13 protein-coding genes and 6 pseudogenes are annotated in these 16,121 nt (G+C 67.9%); 11 read left to right on the forward strand and 8 right to left on the reverse strand.

The features are described 5' to 3' along the window. Positions 1-43 precede the first annotated feature (43 nt). The 4 genes and pseudogenes from ACQEVG_RS37510 (at position 44) to ligD (ACQEVG_RS37525) (ending at position 4,075) form a co-directional block, all read left to right on the forward strand. A protein-coding gene (locus ACQEVG_RS37510; RefSeq protein WP_432985456.1) for an IS5 family transposase occupies positions 44-840 on the forward strand; the annotation gives its coding sequence in 2 pieces (ribosomal slippage) (positions 44-380 and positions 380-840; 798 coding nt in all). Between the two features lie 691 nt (positions 841-1,531). After that, positions 1,532-2,146 carry a DNA polymerase ligase N-terminal domain-containing protein gene (locus tag ACQEVG_RS37515; RefSeq protein WP_432992465.1) on the forward strand — a complete coding sequence of 205 codons (615 nt, stop codon included), beginning with the start codon at positions 1,532-1,534 and terminating at the stop codon, positions 2,144-2,146. Between the two features lie 2 nt (positions 2,147-2,148). Further along, positions 2,149-3,171 carry a non-homologous end-joining DNA ligase gene (gene ligD, locus ACQEVG_RS37520; RefSeq protein ID WP_432992468.1) on the forward strand — a complete coding sequence of 341 codons (1,023 nt, stop codon included), beginning with the start codon at positions 2,149-2,151 and terminating at the stop codon, positions 3,169-3,171. After that, positions 3,171-4,075 (forward strand): annotated as a pseudogene (gene ligD, locus ACQEVG_RS37525) (non-homologous end-joining DNA ligase). The gene ligD (ACQEVG_RS37520) and the pseudogene ligD (ACQEVG_RS37525) overlap by 1 nt, the downstream one beginning before the upstream one ends. Before the next feature lie 418 nt (positions 4,076-4,493). On the opposite strand, the gene ACQEVG_RS37530 reads toward ligD (ACQEVG_RS37525), so the two are convergent. From ACQEVG_RS37530 to ACQEVG_RS37540, 3 genes are all read right to left on the reverse strand, one after another. Further along, positions 4,494-4,865, reverse strand: a complete 372-nt coding sequence (locus ACQEVG_RS37530; protein ID WP_432992471.1) for an ANTAR domain-containing protein — start codon at positions 4,863-4,865, stop codon at positions 4,494-4,496. A 100-nt stretch (positions 4,866-4,965) separates the two neighbouring features. After that, entirely contained in the window at positions 4,966-5,196 is a 231-nt protein-coding gene (locus tag ACQEVG_RS37535) for a DUF5133 domain-containing protein (RefSeq protein WP_432992474.1), read from the reverse strand. A 697-nt stretch (positions 5,197-5,893) separates the two neighbouring features. After that, positions 5,894-6,292 carry a transposase gene (locus ACQEVG_RS37540; protein ID WP_432992477.1) on the reverse strand — a complete coding sequence of 133 codons (399 nt, stop codon included), beginning with the start codon at positions 6,290-6,292 and terminating at the stop codon, positions 5,894-5,896. Between the two features lie 267 nt (positions 6,293-6,559). On the opposite strand from ACQEVG_RS37540, the gene ACQEVG_RS37545 reads away from it, so the two are divergent. Both ACQEVG_RS37545 and ACQEVG_RS37550 read left to right on the forward strand, forming a co-directional pair. Next, positions 6,560-6,817, forward strand: coding sequence for a hypothetical protein (locus tag ACQEVG_RS37545; RefSeq protein WP_432992480.1), 258 nt, complete (start codon positions 6,560-6,562; stop codon positions 6,815-6,817). 8 nt (positions 6,818-6,825) lie between these two features. Beyond that, positions 6,826-7,194 (forward strand): hypothetical protein, encoded by a 369-nt coding sequence (locus ACQEVG_RS37550; RefSeq protein ID WP_432993186.1) that lies wholly within the window; start codon positions 6,826-6,828, stop codon positions 7,192-7,194. 301 nt (positions 7,195-7,495) lie between these two features. Here ACQEVG_RS37550 and ACQEVG_RS37555 read toward each other — a convergent pair. The 3 genes and pseudogenes from ACQEVG_RS37555 to ACQEVG_RS37565 form a co-directional block, all read right to left on the reverse strand. Continuing rightward, positions 7,496-8,674, reverse strand: a pseudogene (locus tag ACQEVG_RS37555) (IS110 family transposase). 1,121 nt (positions 8,675-9,795) lie between these two features. Beyond that, entirely contained in the window at positions 9,796-10,488 is a 693-nt protein-coding gene (locus tag ACQEVG_RS37560; RefSeq protein ID WP_432992483.1) for a DUF4142 domain-containing protein, read from the reverse strand. A 552-nt stretch (positions 10,489-11,040) separates the two neighbouring features. Further along, on the reverse strand, positions 11,041-11,667 hold the full coding sequence (locus ACQEVG_RS37565; protein ID WP_432992486.1) for a chloride channel protein: 627 nt from the start codon (positions 11,665-11,667) through the stop codon (positions 11,041-11,043). A 274-nt stretch (positions 11,668-11,941) separates the two neighbouring features. Between ACQEVG_RS37565 and ACQEVG_RS37570 the strand changes: the two are divergent. Beyond that, positions 11,942-12,786 (forward strand): annotated as a pseudogene (locus ACQEVG_RS37570) (PP2C family protein-serine/threonine phosphatase); the annotation flags it as partial. A gap of 97 nt (positions 12,787-12,883) precedes the next feature. After that, positions 12,884-13,417: a MarR family winged helix-turn-helix transcriptional regulator gene (locus ACQEVG_RS37575; protein WP_432992488.1), complete on the forward strand. Its 534-nt coding sequence runs from the start codon at positions 12,884-12,886 to the stop codon at positions 13,415-13,417. A gap of 59 nt (positions 13,418-13,476) precedes the next feature. Here the strand turns inward: ACQEVG_RS37575 and ACQEVG_RS37580 are convergent. Beyond that, positions 13,477-13,638 (reverse strand): annotated as a pseudogene (locus ACQEVG_RS37580) (CBS domain-containing protein); the annotation flags it as partial. Between the two features lie 159 nt (positions 13,639-13,797). Further along, positions 13,798-14,160: pseudogene (locus ACQEVG_RS37585) on the reverse strand (HD domain-containing protein); the annotation flags it as partial. A gap of 438 nt (positions 14,161-14,598) precedes the next feature. On the opposite strand from ACQEVG_RS37585, the gene ACQEVG_RS37590 reads away from it, so the two are divergent. The 3 genes and pseudogenes from ACQEVG_RS37590 to ACQEVG_RS37600 all read left to right on the forward strand — a co-directional run. Further along, positions 14,599-15,156: a hemerythrin domain-containing protein gene (locus ACQEVG_RS37590; RefSeq protein ID WP_432992491.1), complete on the forward strand. Its 558-nt coding sequence runs from the start codon at positions 14,599-14,601 to the stop codon at positions 15,154-15,156. A 372-nt stretch (positions 15,157-15,528) separates the two neighbouring features. Beyond that, positions 15,529-15,732 (forward strand): cold-shock protein, encoded by a 204-nt coding sequence (locus tag ACQEVG_RS37595; RefSeq protein ID WP_432992494.1) that lies wholly within the window; start codon positions 15,529-15,531, stop codon positions 15,730-15,732. Positions 15,733-15,745: 13 nt separating this feature from the next. After that, positions 15,746-15,986: pseudogene (locus ACQEVG_RS37600) on the forward strand (LLM class flavin-dependent oxidoreductase); the annotation flags it as partial. Positions 15,987-16,121 lie beyond the last annotated feature (135 nt).

Consider the following 16,121-nt stretch of genomic DNA (forward strand, 5'->3'; position numbering starts at 1 on the left):
ACTCAGTTGTCTACGTGTGAGGAAGCGTGATCCCCAACCATGGCTGGTTGACGATGATTTGTGGGTGAGGATCGAGCCACTGCTGCCGGTTCGGCACCGCCGGCATCGGCACCCGGGGCGGAAGGCGCTGGATGACCGCAAGGTGTTGTGCGGGATCATGTTCGTGCTCTACACCGGCATCCGGTGGGAGTGGCTGCCCGCTGAGCTGGGCTTCGGCTCGGGCATGACCTGCTGGCGACGCTTGCGGGACTGGAACAACGCTGGGGTGTGGCAGCGGCTGCACGAGGTGCTGCTGACCGAGCTGCGGGCAGCAGACCGCCTGGACATGTCGCGGGCGGTGATCGACAGCTCCCACATCCGGGCGCTCAAGGGCGGCCCAAAACCGGCCGGAGCCCGGTCGACCGAGGCCGAGCGGGCTCCAAACACCACGTGATCTGCGATGCGAGCGGCATCCCGCTGGCCGTGACGCTCACCGGCGGCAACCGCAACGACATCACCCAGCTCATGCCGCTCCTGGCGGCGATCCCGCCGATCCGCGGCAAACGAGGCCGTCCCCGGCAGCGACCGAGGGAGATCTATGCCGACCGCGGCTACGACCACGACTGCTACCGCCGCCTGGTCTGGGCGAAGGGCGTCAAGCCCGTCATCGCACGCCGCGGCACTGAGCATGGTTCCGGCCTGGGGACCAAGCGGTGGGTGGTCGAGCAGACCATCGCGCTGCTGCACTGGTTCGGCCGCCTGCGCATCCGCTGGGAGATCCGGGACGACATCCACGAGGCGTTCCTCAAGCTCGCCTGCTCACTCATCTGCTGGCGACGCCTCCGCACCGCATTGAGTTAGGAGCTCTAAGCCCCGCGGGTTCCGGCATCGAACCGAACCTCGCCGTCCACACGCGCCCGCAACGCCCTCCCGAGATCCGCCATGACTGCGGCGTCTGACCTCCAGGCGGCGTGCTCCATGTCGCCGCCGAGCCGCGAGTATTCCCACACCAGCGAGCTCCCTTCCCGACCATGCCACCAAAGCCCCCTGGAAGATCCAGAGGAAACCACCACTGATCAGTCCTGTCACAGGCGACCTACAGATCGCCTTCCCCGCATCGCCTCTCCCATAGCCGCTTCGTGCGCATCGCGATTGGTGCTGCTCCCTGCAGCCGAGGGCCGGAAAGCCGTGCGGGCTCTCGGGATGCCCAAAGGCCGGTCGGCGAGGGGTACGGAATGCCGCTGCGGAGACTGATCGAATTGGCCTGGTAACGAGGACGGCTTGGGGGTCTGTCGCCTCGCGAATCGCGGCGGCAGTCAAAGGGCGAAGGCGTGCTGGGCAGCAGGCTCAGGCTGTCTGACGAGGCGTGCGTACCAATTTCGCGCGTATGAGAGCTCAAGACAGGGGCGGCGCGCATGCTTGTCGTGCTGCCGACCGGGTAGCCGCAAGATTAGGAGGCGGGGCTCCCCGATTCCAGGTTCCCCCAGGTGGTTGCGCTTGCCGACGACGGCCGGCCGTCCCGGGCCCCTGCCAGGCACCGGAAGGAGGGACCATGCAACCGGACGATGCCCTTGTGGTGTATCGGCGCAGGCGGAACTTCGCGAAGACATCGGAGCCGAAGGGCGGCGCGAGCCGCGGCGAAGTTTCACGTAAGCCTGCCTTCGTGGTGCAGATCCATGATGCGAGCACCATGCACTTCGACTTCCGTCTCGAAGTGGAGGGCGTCCTCAAGTCCTGGGCCGTCCCCAAGGGTCCGTCCGACGATCCGCACGACAAACGGCTCGCCATGCCCACTGAAGATCATCCGCTCGAGTACGCGGACTTCGAGGGAGTCATCGCGGAGGGCGAGTACGGAGCGGGCACGGTCATTCTCTGGGACGAGGGCACGTACCGCAGCACGTCGGAGGATCGCAGGGGAACGGAGATCCCGTTCGCCGAGGCCCTTGAACGCGGGCACGCGCCGTTCCGGTTGCACGGCCAGAAGCTCCACGGCGGCTATGCACTCACCCGTATTCGGCGGGGCACGGGCCGCGAGGCATGGCTGCTGGTGAAGAAGGACGATTCACGCGGCGCCCGACGTGGCGCCCCGGACCCGGTGCGGGCACGGTCCGTGCGTACGCGGCGTACCCTCCGCCAAGTGGCAGCCGGGGAAGATCCCGGGCAGTGACGATGAACGACTCAGTGCTGGACCGGCTGCGCCCCGACCAGCGGGAACTGTTGGGAACGCCTACCTCAGGGAGAAACGGCGGCGTGGCCGAGCCCATGCTGGCAGTACTCAGCGACCGCCGCGCATTCGATGACGCCTGGCTGTTCGAACGAAAGCTTGACGGCGTACGCGCCCTCGCTATGCGAGAGGGGGACCGGGTACGGCTGTTTTCGCGCGGCGGCACACCACGTGGGCCCACCTATCCGGAACTCGTTGCTGCCCTTGAGGTGCAGACCCGGCGCGATTTCGCTCTGGACGGCGAGGTTGTCGCCATCCGCAGCGGGCGAACCGACTTCTCGCTGCTCCAGCAGCGCAGCGGCCTCACCGACCCCCGCGCGGCACGCGCTACGGGCATTCCCGTTTTCTACTACCTCTTCGATCTGCTGCGCCTTGACGGGCATGACCTCACCCGTCTTCCCCTGCGTACCCGCAAGGCACTGCTACGTGACGCCTTCGCCTTTCACGGCCCGCAGCGCTTCACCACGCACCGGAATGCGTGGTCGCCCGAACTGCTGGACGGCGCATGTGCCCGTGGCTGGGAGGGTCTGATCGCCAAACGGGCGGACGCGCCCTACGTCCACCGGCGCTCGACCGACTGGCTGAAGCTCAAATGCGGGGCTGGCCAAGAGTTCGTGATCGGTGGATTCACCGAACCGGCCGGCAGCAGAGTTGGCTTCGGGGCGCTCCTCCTCGGCTACTACGAAAGCGACCGGCTGTGCTACGCCGGAAAGGTCGGCACCGGATACGACACCCGCACGCTGCGTGATCTGCGGCACCGTCTTGATGTCCTCGGGAACGACCTGTCGCCCTTCCACGACGCGATCGGGGAGCGAGCCGTCCACTGGGTGCGCCCAGAACTGGTGGCACAAATCGGCTTCACCGAGTGGACCCGCGACGGCAGGCTGCGCCATCCCCGCTTCCTGGGGCTGCGCGCCGACAAACCTCCCGCTGACGTAGTCCGTGAGCGACCCAAGAAAGGACCCTGATGAGCTCCACCCTGGACGTCCGCGCCGGCAGCCGGACCGTGTCGGTCAGCAGGCCGGACAAGTCGCTGTTTCCCGACGATGGCATCATCAAGGCGGACTTGGCCGAGTACCACCGCACCGTAGCCCGGCGGATGCTTCCTCACCCTCGGGGTCGCCCATTGATGCTGGAACGCCGGCCAGACGGGATCGAGGGGAAGTCGTTCATGCAGAAGGACGTACCCGACCACTTCCCCGACTGGATCCACCGAGCCGAGCTCCCAAGGAGGACGGGACAGTCACCTACGCCTTGTGCGACGACACGGCCACGCTGGTCTACCTCGTCGATCAGGGCTGCGTCACCCTGCACCGCTTCCTGTCCCGTGCCGACCGCCCGGACCACCCCGACCGTCTGGTCTTCGACCTCGATCCAGCCGCAGACGACTTCGCGCCCGTCCGCGATGCGGCCGTGCTACTGCACCAGCTGCTGGAGGACTTCCGTCTTCCGTCCGTCGCGATGACCACCGGCTCCCGCGGTCTGCACGTGGTGGTCCCGCTGGACCGCCGAGCCTCATTCGACGAGGTACGGGCCTTCGCTCGCGACCTGGCCGAGCTCCTCGCTTCGCGTCATCCCGACACGTTCACCACGGCCCCTCGCAAGCAGGCGCGCCGTGGCAGGCTTCATCTCGATGTCCAGCGCAACACATACGCTCAAACCGCCGTCGCGCCCTACGCCGTACGCGCACGCCCTGGAGCCCCGGTGGCCGCGCCCTTGACCTGGGCCGAGGTCAAGGATCTGGGCACAGGTGCCCGGAGCTTCACCATCGACACAATCGCCGGGCGCCTCGACGCCAACCCATGGGGAGACGAACTCCGGCACCCCTGCTCGATCGGCGCCGCCCGACGACGGCTCGAGAGGTCGACGTGACGCAGTGGGGTGATGACCTTGCGTGATCGACCCACGGTCCGCCTTGCTGCGGGCTGTAGCGACGTGAACCTTGCCGGACGCGCGTCTGGGACCGTGCTGGATCAACCCTGCCATGTCCATTCGGAGATCTCGTCCGGATCGAACGCCGGTCGAGCGCAGTTCGCCGCGGATCTGGTTGCGGCGCTGAGCGTAGTGCGCCGCGACATTCCCGTGCGACGGCCGCAGGACCCCGCAGGTGGCCCTTTGCCGAGGAGGATGAACTGTCTGGCCGTGCCATCGAGACGAGGTGAGGATGAGGCGGTCCCCGTCCGGCGGCGGCCTGATTGGCCGGGCAGACCGGCAATGGCGCAAGGCCGTCGCTGGTTGGCGGGCAAGCGCCGGATCACAGGGGGATCAGCCCACGTGGAAGGGGCCACGTTCAGCCCCGACTGGCGCGAACCTGGTCACCTCGAGAGTGCGGGGTCTGTCGGTGCAGTGCTTGCTCCAGGGTGAGACGAATAGTGAGATCGATTTCGCCGGTGTGCGCCCAGGCAGTGAGGGCTTCCGCGAGGCAGCGCAGGGTGAGGTGGGTGTGCTGAGAGACCTCCTGCAGGACGCTCCCCGCCTGATCAGGCGGGATGCGACCGAGGGCCATCACGATGCCCGTTGCCTGGTCAATGACCGCGTGGGAGACCCGGGCCTGTTGCAGCTGGTCCACCTCGTCCTGTGGCAGAGCCACCGAGTCCTCGGGCGGGGGTGCTGGATCCACGGCCGGGTTCTTCCAGGTCGTGGGTTGCGTGTCGTGCCCCATGTCTCCTCCCTGCGGACGACTGGTAGGGCCTGCACCGCTCACGGTCCGGTACCACGAGGGAACCGGCCGGGGCGTCGGCGCTCCTGCCGGGAACCAGGTTTCAACCGGAGGCAAGTGCCGAATCGTCCTCGGGACGGGCGCCGGGAAGTCCGTGACGCGCAGCGATCAGGGCGGCATCCACGTCGCGGGTTCCGGTCGAGACGCACAGCGTGTAGGCCACGTCCTCCATGCGCTGCCGCACCGCGGGGCTGCCCTTCTCGGCATGCAGCGCCCGCAGCGTCTCGTACTGCTCGACCAGGTCCTTCAACACCGCCGGGTGAGCCCTCAGCATGATGCGCCTCCTCGGTATCAGGAACCACCCCCGTCACCTGTGAGCCGCGTACCCCCGCCCTGCACCTACATGCGGTTTCTCCTCTCCACCACGTGGCAGCGAAGACGCGGTCCACCGTGGTGCAGGGTCCCTGCGATGGAGTGATCTCCACCGCCGCTCCGGCACGGCAGACGGGGACTCGGACAGCGCACGCGTCACACTGGGGGCGCTAACTCCACAAGCGCTCCCAGACGATGGAGTGGCTGGGCGAAGCCCTGGACAGTGCCGTCACACCCCGTCCAGGGCTTCGCCTTACCCAGGGTGCTCCCAACGTGCCCACGTGCGCGGCCTTCATGCGCGACACAGTTCCTGCCCAGTTCGTGCCCGAGGCACGTATCGCCTCTGGCGCGCGGCGGGAGGCCCTCGCGCAGCACAGGGCGGCCTTCCGCGCGGAACACAGCCACGGCCCCGGCCCTACAATCAGTCAGTTGTTCACACCGTGCCCGTGCCGCCGAGCTTGCGCACAGGCAGAGCTGCCCAGATCGGCCCGCATATCGGCCGGCGCGCGCCAGAGGGTGCGGCGTGAAGGCCTGGCTGAGCGAAGTGGGGCTCTCTGGTGAGGCCCACAAAGGCCAAGCCCGTTAATCGCTGCTCCGGTGTATCTCCAGCCAGCGGAGCGTACGGGCCGCGAGAACATGTGCGGGCAGCCGGTCCGGGCCTACCCGCCGCTGGTGAGCAGTCTCCTGTCCCTGACAGCGGTCAAGATCCCATCCATTACGCGGCGTCCGCCATCTGCTCCAGCCAGACGGTCCCTGAACTCAGAGAGCATCGAAAAGTCGAACCCTGGATCAGCCAGCTCCATCCCGAGCGCGTACTTGAAGTCGATCCGCGCGCCCTGCCTCAGCGGCCTGCCGGTCGGTGAGTCCCTCGACGAACTGCAGCACCAAGACCGTGCCAGCCGGCCCGGTGACCAGGCAGGCTTGCCCCGTGTCGGGAACAGATTCGTGAACTCCTCGTCGCGGTACGGTACGCCCAGTTCGTCACGGAGCCGGATAGCCAGGCTGCCCTTCGGACAGGCAGCTGGCGCCACACACACCGTCTCCGCCGGGGATATCACCTGGCTCGCTTGGCCGCATCGACACGGCCTTCCCCATTACGACAACGTCGATTCCCGGGACCACAACCGGTCCATGGGATCGACGTCATGCGTAGCCCCGACCAAAGTGTCGTAACAGCACACGGGCGGGGCCAGGGGGGACCTCCGCCCGGGGGAGGGGAGACCACGGCCATCACAGCCATCGCACCCAGGGTCGACTGGAAAGGCTTGGAGGTGACGGGTACGGGTACGTACCCGTACACTAGAGAGACGGGAGGGAGCACGAAGATGTCCGATGCCAACGTCCGTATCCCCGAGGAAGCCAAGGACCGGCTCGCCGCGATCGCGGCCGCTGAGGGTCTGTCGCTGCGCGCGTATCTCGCCCGTCTCGCCGAGACGCTGCTGACGCCGGCCGAGCGTGCCGAGCGTGCCGAGCGGGCTTTGGCCGCGTTGAAGGAATGGAATGGCTACGCGCCGACCGCTGCCGAGGAGCAGGACCTGGACAGCGAGCTGGACCGGCGCCTGGCTCAGGTGACTGGCCGGTGAGCGACGCCATGCACATCGTCCTGGACGACACCGCGATGGCTGCAGCCGGCCAGGGCAACGTCCTCGCCTCCCGCCTGATCCACCGCGCCCACGCCGAAGCGGGTTGGTTTCTGTACGCCCCGGCGTGCGCGTTAGTCGAAGCCGATCGCGCCCGGCCTGGCACGGCCGAGCACCTTGCCTCGCTGCCCGGCATCACTGTTCTCGATATGGACCTGGCTGCCGCTCTGGCCGTCGCGCGGCAGGAGACCTGGGCCGCGGCGCACAGCCAGTACGCGGCGCAGCCCACTCCGGACCGTCCCGACGGCGCGATCATCGCCACCGCCGCCCCACGCCGGTGGGCAGGGGAGCCGGTCCGGGTATTGGACCTCACCCCCTGATCACAGAGAACTGCAGGGCCGCCCCGGCGGGGCTGCGTGAAGCCGATGACCTGGCTGCGTCGGCGCCGGTCACTGACCGGGAGCTGGCGCTGGCCGAGGTGCAAATCGGGGAGCTGACGGGCATCGAGAAGCGCGAACTGCACGACGAGCACGGACCCACTGGAGCAGTTGATCGCGGCAAAGGACAGCAGCGCCGAGTTGGCCGAGCCGCCAGCGCAGACGGTGCCGAAGTCGCGTCTGAATCATGTGGAGCCCCCCTCCGGCCCGAACCGCGTTCGGGGGGGTGCCTCTATGTCTTTCGTCAAGCGAGGCGTGGGGTTCGGGGTTCGTAGAAGGTGCCGTCGCGGAGCATCGCGGACAGCACGCTGATGCGGTGGCGGGCGAGGCGGAGGAGGGCCTGGGTGTGGGTCTTTCCGCGGGCCCGGCATCGGTCGTAGCAGGTGCGGGAGGCGGGATCGTGCAGGGCGGCGAACGCGGACAGGAACATCGCGCGCTTGAGTTGCCGGTTGCCGCCTCTGGGTGCGTGTTCGCCGTGGATCGAGGTCCCGGACGACTTCGTCGTCGGGGCGAGGCCGGCGTAGGAGGCGAGGTGGGCGGCGGTGGGGAAGCTGGTGCCGTCGCCGACGGTGACCAGCAAGGTGGCGGCGGTCCTGACCGCGACCCCCGGGATCGAGGTCAGGACCGGGGAAAGAGGGTGAGCCTCCAGCAACCGCCCGATCTGCACTTCCAGAGCTCGTCGCTGTTCGTGGACGGCTGCGAGCGAGCGGGCCGGCGACGGGATCACGACGTCGAGGGTGCCGGTTCCCGGGGACGACGACGGTCTGCTCGTCCAGCGCGTCGAAGACCTCGTCGAAAAGCCGCTGGGCCATGCGCGGCGCTTTGGGCCGGATGAGGTCGACGAGTCTGCGGCGGCCGGCCTTTCGCAGGGCGGCCGGGGAGCCGTAGCGCTCCAGCAGCCAGGTGACGGCCTGGTGGTCCAGACGCGGGCCCAGGACGCGCTCCAGGCTGGGGTGGAACTGGGTGAGCAGGCCGCGTATCCGGTTGGAGGTGCGGGTGGCCTCGGACGCGAGGTCCTGGTCGAAGCCGACGAGGACCGTGAGCTCGGCGGTGATGTAGTCGGTCAGCTGAAGCGAGCGCAGTGCGTGGGGCAGAGTGCGGGCGGCGTCCGCGATGACCGCGGCGTCCTTGGCGTCGGTCTTGGCCTCGCCCGGATACAGCTGGGCAGGTAGGCGACCTTGCAGCCCGCGTCGCGGGCGACGGTCAGGGGCAGGGCGCCGATGGAGGCGGGCTGGTCCACGATTACCAGGACGGTGCCGAACTTCGCGGTCAGCTTGTCGAAGACGGCCCGCAGTTTCGGCTCACTGTTGGGCAGCTGCTTGTCGAAGACCTTCTTGCCCGCCGGGGTCAGCCCGTGCCCATGGTGGGCACTCTTGCCGACATCCAGGCCGAGGAACACACCCACGTCTTCGGTGTCGAACATCGCGCCCTCTCAGGGGAGTTGCCTGGCCTGGCCTCGGCATCGGTGTCGTCGCGCGCATCCACGTTATGCAGACCTGCCGCCCGCGAGCTGTCCGGCATTGCGCCGGACCGGGTGGTAGTCGGACCTCTGATCAGCGTCTCCGACGGCACCTTCCGGGCCCGGTGACACCACCCCCCAGGTCATGCCTTCGACAGGGGGACACAGTCATGCCGGGCCCGGAGGCCAGCGGTCCTCTTGCAGGACCGCGGAAAAGATAACGGGGGCCCCGTCGAACGTCGACCATGGCCGGCAAGGGCCGTGACCAACGAGTCCCATCGGTATCGAGACCGTGATCAAGGGCAATGGCCATGAAGTCCCGTCGACCTTGAGGCACTGGTTCCTATCGCCTGTCACGGATTGCCGGTACACGGGCATGCGTCGTACGGTCGCTTCGAATCTTGAAGGGACCCCACTGCCGGAAACTGCCAGGCGGAGAGAGCGGGCGACTTCCCCATCGATCCGGTCGCCTTCAGAACCAGATTCCCACCCCCGGCGGGAAGGCGGGCTCCCGCTTCCTCGCCAAGGGGTCGCAACCACTCCCCTTCCGATAATCCAGCTCCCTGTAGCCGCACGACGGTGGTCCTCTGCGCAAGGAATGTCCGGTGAAGGAATCTGCTCCACCGGCACGGCGGTTTGTGCGGGGAGATGTGGCATCGGATGACTCCACGGAAAGCGAGCGCCTGGTTGGCTAACCAGACTTCCCGGCGCACTTGTAGGCAGGTTATGGTCAGCGGCCCTGGCCGCCTACGGACGGCCGTGTGGCTTACCTGGCCGTCCGAAGACGAAACCATCCCCACATACTTGAGGGACACGACTCCGTTGCCCTTGCCGTCGGTGCGCACGCCTGCGGTCCCCCAGCAGAGTTTTTCTCCCGAGCTCCTACGCCGGGTCGGGCTAGAGGACGAGTCCGGGGCGGGGAGGGCCCGGGCCGATGGAACGGCATGCGTTGTTGAGCTGAGTCACCGTGCCAGTGCCGAGCTCCCGAGCAGAGGCCGCCATCAGCCGGGCCCCCGTCATGAATCATTGCACAGTGCAAACGCGAGTGCACGTGTTCGTACGCGCCCAGCCCGGTCGCCGTGTGCCTACCGTGGTTTGACGGCGGCTTCGACCTCCTGGAAGGTCGCGCTGTCCACCAGTCCTGTGTCTTCGAGGACTTCGAGGTGATCAAGGACGGTCTGGTTGGCCTGGCGTGCGTGACGGCGGATCAGGTCGTTCTGGGTGGAGGCCCTGACTTCGCCGATGGTGGCGAAGATCTTGCCGTGTGAAGCGCGCAGCAGGTTGGCGAAGAGGCGGTCGAATTCGTCGCCGTGGGCGTTGTCCAACTGGGTGACCCAGCCTTGCTGCTCCGGTGTGGCCTCGTTCGGGAGCGGGACGCCGAGGATCTGGGCGTCCTCGCGTACCAGTTGGTCGAGCTTGCTGTGGCCGTCGAGCAGGTGCAGTCCTGCTCGCCTCACGGCATCGCTGGAGGCGTGCGTCTGTGCGAGCCGGCCGGCGGGTATCTCCCACAGCCCGGCCTGCCGCACCTTGATGAGGAAGGTCTTGTCCACCTCCGTCACCGGTTGCGGGCCCGCCTGGGACTGGCCGAGGGCGCCGGAGGTGGTGGTGTGGCCGCTGCCGTGCTGAGCGACACCGGCTGGCGTCGGGTCAGCCGATGCTTCGCCGCTGACGCCCCGTATCGCGATCAGGACGGTGGCGACGGCGGCACAGGCCGCAGCGATGATCGCGATCGTCCGCATCGAAGCCTTGGGCCGTGCTGCGCGTCGGTTCGGACGCATGATGCCTCCCGGTTCGGCATTGAAGACTGTTCCTTCATGTCGTCGGGAGCTCGTTGTGGCGGCTGGCACGGCACGCAGGAGTAGGTACGCAGGCGAGCACGGAGATGTTCAACGGGCTTTGAAATGGGCGCTCGTCCGGCTCGGCACCGCTGTGATGCGTCTCCTTGATGTACCCAAGCGAAGCAGGACATTCCGACGCCGCGACCATCGCAGGCAACCCGCCTCGATCAGCCATGACAACACCCTTGCGAGCCGGTACACCCAGCCGGCGGACTCGGTGTCGCGTCCGGCGCCAGATCGCCTGCCGTGAACGGTGCCGTGTCCGTGGTGCTGTCGAGGTGCGCAAAGTCTCGGCCGCCGCGCGGGTGGTCAGCATGCTGAGGCAGCCCCGTGAGCGTCCAGCACGGGCAGTGCGCCGTGCGGGGAGAGTCTCAGGAGGCGTGCGGCTTCGATGACTGCGGTGCAGGCGGGCAGTGTCAGCACCGGCGAGGTCGTGGCGGATACGCCCGCCCCAGATGCGCACCGCCTTGACCGCGTCGTGAAGTCGGCACCTTACCGACGCAGTTTGAGGGTATAGATCGTGCCCCGTGACAGCAGTCGGGCGGTGAGCAGGGCGAGGGCGATGCCCGCAGCCAGCGGCGGCACGATCGAGAACTGGCCGGTGAGTTCGAACAGGAGCGCCGCGGCCGTGAGGGGGGTGCCGGAGGTGGCGGTGAACACGGTGCCCATGCCGACCAACGCGTATGAGGCGACCGCACCCGCGGTGGAGGGCAGCAGCTGATTCAGGGCGGTTCCGTAGGCGGCGCCGAGTGTGGTTCCGACGAACAGCGTCGGCGCGAACATGCCGCCCGCGCCGCCGACGCCCAGGGTGAGGCTGGTGGCGAGAACTTTGCCCGCGAGCAGGAGCAGCAGAAACCCTGTGGGGTAGCCGCCCTCGGCTGCCTTTTCCAGCACCGGGTAGCCAGTCCCGTACATCTCGGGCAGGACCAGCAGCACGAGGCTGAGCGGTACGCCGCCGACGAACCGGGCGCAGCCATTCCGGGCCGCGCCAGGCCCAGTTGCACACGTCCTCGACCAGATAGGGAGCGTGCGTGAATCCGGTGCCGACCACGCCGGCGACCAGGCCCAGCGCCGCGAGGAGCAGTACTGGTTGATGTGGTCGGCGTGAAAGGGCGGCATGTTGAGGAGAGGGGCGTCACTGAATGCGACGTGGCCGATCGCGGCTCCGGCGGGGCCGGCCGTCGCCGTCGCGCAGGATGCTCTGACACTGCGCACCCCGAGGATCAGCCCCCGGCGAAGAGTGCGTCGGCGAGCGGAGGGTCCGAGGGTGGCGGCTACGCCGCCCGCAGCTCCGCAGGCCACTAGCAGGCGCACTCGGCCGCAGGCGACTCTTGTGAGGCGACCCAGCAGGGAGCCGAGCGCGGAACCGATCTGGACGATGGGGGCCGAGCGAGGCCTCGCCCTCGTTGTCTGTCTGGGGCTCGGGCTGTACGACAACCAACTGTTCGTCGGTCGCCGGGGCTTCAGCGCGCTGGCATCGATGGCGGGTAAGTGCCGCGGGGCTGCTGGCCGCGGTCATGCGACAGACGGGAGGCCGAGCTCGCCAGTGTTCGCTCGACCGCGGAAGTCGCGCAGCGCGTGCTACTGCGGCCGGTGCCGCGAAGTGCTGGACATCTGCGCGTGGCCGTCTCGTACACCTCGGCGGTCGCCGAAGAACGCATTGGCGAGACCTGCACGAGGTCGTCGCCTCACCGGACGGGGTCCGGGTGATCGTGGGGGACGTGCAGGGCACGGGCCTGGAAGCGGTGGAGACCGCAGCTCTCGTGCTCGGCGCCTTCCGCGAGGCCGCACACGACGAACCCGACCTGTGGCGGGTCGGGGCACGGGTCGAACGGGAGGTGGACAGGGAGCTGCAGGGCGAGAAGTTCGTCACCGCTGTACTGGCGGAGGCCAGCGGCGACCGAAGCGTCACCCTGCTCAACTACGGCCCCACCGCGCCTGTGGTCGTACGCCCCGACGGCACGGTCCACTTCGCCGCACCACCCCGCAGTGCACTGCCGCTGGGCCTAGGCATCCACGGCACGGACGCACCACGCGTAGGAGAGGGATTTCACACCCGGCGATCAGCTGCTGCTCTATCCCGACGGCGTCACGGAGGCCCGGGACCGCACGAAACGCTTCTATCCCCTTGGCGAGCCCGCCGGCCTGCTAAAGGACCCGGACCCCGAGCCAGCTCTTCAGACGCTGCGCCGGGACCTCGTCCAGCACGTCGAAGGCCCCCTACACGATGAAACGGCATGGTCCTCCTCAGATACCACGGATGGTGACGGACCGGTTCTGGTCGGGACATCAGGGTGGAGGCCGTGGCATGGCCGGAGCACGGTAGAAAGGGGGCATGGCCGAGAAAGCGCAGCCCTCCCGGGGCATGGACGACGTCGACGCGGTGACTCTCGCGGTGCTGACCGCGTCCCGGCTCTTGGTCGCGGTCTCGGCGCGCTCCCTGGCTGCAGTTGAGGACCGGGTGACGCTGCCCCAGTTCCGGCTGCTGGTGGTGCTGTCCACCCAAGGCCCGGCAAAGCTCGTGGTGCTCGCCGAGCGCCTCGGTGTCAATCCGTCGACCGCCATGCGCATGGTCGACCGGCTCATCGCGGCCGGCCTGGCAGACCGGCAGACCAATCCGGACAACCGCCGTGAAATCGTCCTGCAGTTGACGCGCGAGGGCAGCAGGCTCGTCGAGGACGTCACCGCCAAGCGCCGACAGGAAATCGCGTCGATCGTGGAGCGTCTCGCTCCGGAACAACGCTCCGCACTGATCAGTGCGCTGACCGCCTTCACTGAGGCTGGCGGAGAACCGGCCGTACCGGCTGCGGAGGACGGTGGCTTGTATCCGCTGGGCTGGACGGACATGGCCGCACCGCAGGGCAGTTGAGCCATATTGCGCGCTCGCGTCAGGAACCGGTCCCATTTCGCTTGCCCTGTGCAAAGATGCATGTCGCGGTCGGTGAGCATGCCCTTGAGCCTCTCGTCCGTGCCGCAGATCGGCAGCGCACCGACACCCAGCTCGGTCATCTTCTTCGCGGCCTCGAGCACCGTCTCCTGGGCGCCAATGCACTCGGCACCCGCCGTCATGATCTCGCGCGCGGTCGTCATCCGGCAGCACTCCTTCTTCCTCACCTGCAGGTGCGGGCCACACCGGTGAAGCGGCAAGCCCCGGGCACCCCATGGGTGCCCCGCACCGACGCCCGCTAACGGCACCGCCCAGTCATCCACCCGGCGGCCCTCACCATCGCACCGGCTACGGAGAGATCGTCACGGCTCGTGCAGGCCGAGCAGCCGCCGCATCCCGGCGTACTTCTCGCCGAGGTGGGTGCGGGTCGATTCGTCGAGGAGGGCGAGCCGGTCCGGGTTGGCGTTGTGGGCGAGGTCGGCCTCTTTGATGAGGCGGGTGCCCGGTGTGGCGAGGGTCCGCTGCGTGTACGACTCGTCGCTCTCGCCCGGGCGCTTGGTCATCGCGTCGACCAGGTCCTTCACGTTCTGCGGGAGTTCGGCTGACTCGAGCCATTCGCGGGAGAGGACGTCGTCCTCGATCGTGTCGTGCAGCCAGGCGGCGGCAATCTGTTCGTCGGAGCCGCCACGCTCCCTCACCCCGTCAACCACCGCCTGGACATGCTCCGGCCACTCTGTCGCTGCTCGCTTGCACAGACATCAAGATCCCAAGCACACTCGGGCCACAGCGGTGCCGTTGGCGCTCCGCGTCGCCTGGCCGGAGCCAGGTCACCACGATCGCCGCCAATGCCCACGGACGACTGCCTCGGTGTGGGGCGAGCCGAATGCCCTCCTCGGACAGGTTAGCCCGGTATCCGGTACGGCTGTGGGAAGTGCCGTCCGGACAGATGGAGATCAGGCCTCGCGGGAACCGTCCTACATCCCCTCGATGACCTACCTCGGCGTACTTGCGTTCCACGACAGGCGACAGGATCGCCATCGACGCCAGGGCGAGGAGCCTCGTCCGGCCGAACCCGAAAGAGGAACTGTTAGCCGCTGCCGCCTTGGGGAACCCGTGTCCTGGCTGACCGCAGGGGTCGCCAGGTGAAGGAAGGATGTGCAGCTATGGGCCACGGCGGAGATGTCATCAACGAACTGACCACCGATCACCGTGAGGTGGATGACCTTTTCCAGCAGATCGAGCAGGCGATGCCCGGCAGCGCGGAGCGCAAACAGCTGGCCGATCAGCTGACCATCGAGCTGGTCCGGCACTCGGTAGCGGAGGAGGAGTACCTGTATCCCGCGGTACGCAAGCACCTGCAGGAAGGCGACGCACTCGCCGACAAGGAGATCGCCGATCATGCACGCGTCGAAGAGCTGCTCAAGGACCTGGAGGGGCTCAACGCCGACGATCCCGAGTTCAATCACGTCATCGTCAAGCTCAGGACCGAGGTGCAGGCTCACGTCAGGGACGAGGAGCACAACCTCTTCGTCCAGCTGCGCGACGCATGCACACCCGGCGATCTGGAACGACTGGGAGACAAGATCCGCACGGCGAAGAAGCTGGCTCCCACGCGGCCCCACCCGAGTGCTCCGAGCACTCCGCCCGGCAACAAGCTCCTGGCCCCGGGGGCCGGTCTGGTCGACCGCGCCCGCGACTTCGTCACCGGGCGCGGCAAGTAACCGCCGCGGCACCGCCGGTGTCCGGCGCGCGGGCGGCCCGATGGCGGGGCTTCAACGGTGCCGTTCATCCCTCCGGTTCCGGGGTGCGCTCCTGCAGCATCTGATGGTTGGGTCGGTCCGACGGCGTCGGACTGGAGAGGCCGCCAGGCATCCACCGTTCCACCGCCGGGCAATGCTCCGCCCAGATGGGTGACCCGAGGTGCGGTCGAGCGGTCGCGGTGGAAGATGAGAGTCTAGGAGGAAACCGGCTGGCCAGGTGGCGGGTTGTACGGCGAAACACGGCCCGGGTGCCATGGTTCGGGAGTCGCAATCGCTGGGCTGCGGTCGGAGTCGGCGAATCGGCGCCCTGGAGCGAGGCAAGGGATCGGTTCGATGGCAACAGGCACTGTGAAGTGGTTCAACGCGGACAAGGGTTTCGGCTTCATCCAGCAGGACGATGGCGGCCCGGACGTGTTCGTCCACTTCTCCGCCATCCAGACTGCCGGCTTCAAGGAGCTCCAGGAAGGCGACGAGGTCGAGTACGAGGTCGCCCAGGGTCCCAAAGGGCTGCAGGCGGAGCAGGTCTACCGGAGATAGGCCTTCCGCTCACCTCGTGCGCCTACGGTTCACCGGCCAACTGGTGAGCCATCGCGGGAAGCACTGCACCGTGGAGAACGCCCGCCTGTACACCGTGCCCGACGAGCCGGTACCGATCGATGTGTCAGCCTTCGGTCCCCGGGCCGCTGAAGTCGCCGGACGGATCGGAGACGGCTTCATCACCATGACGCCGGACAGGAGTTTGATCGAACGCTTCCGCAGCAGCGGTGGGAGCAAACCGGTCTATGGAGGGCCGAACGGTACGGACGCCGGAGACTGTGCCTGGCGACCTGTCAGCAATCATCGACGAGAACAGGAGGAACTCGTATGGCTTCGCGGACGCGTCGCTGATGCGCTGGTAAGCGTCACTGGCTGCGGCGGCCCGAGCT

It is taken from the genome of Streptomyces sp. CA-135486 (assembly GCF_050936555.1).
Taxonomy (GTDB): Bacteria; Actinomycetota; Actinomycetes; order Streptomycetales; family Streptomycetaceae; genus Streptomyces.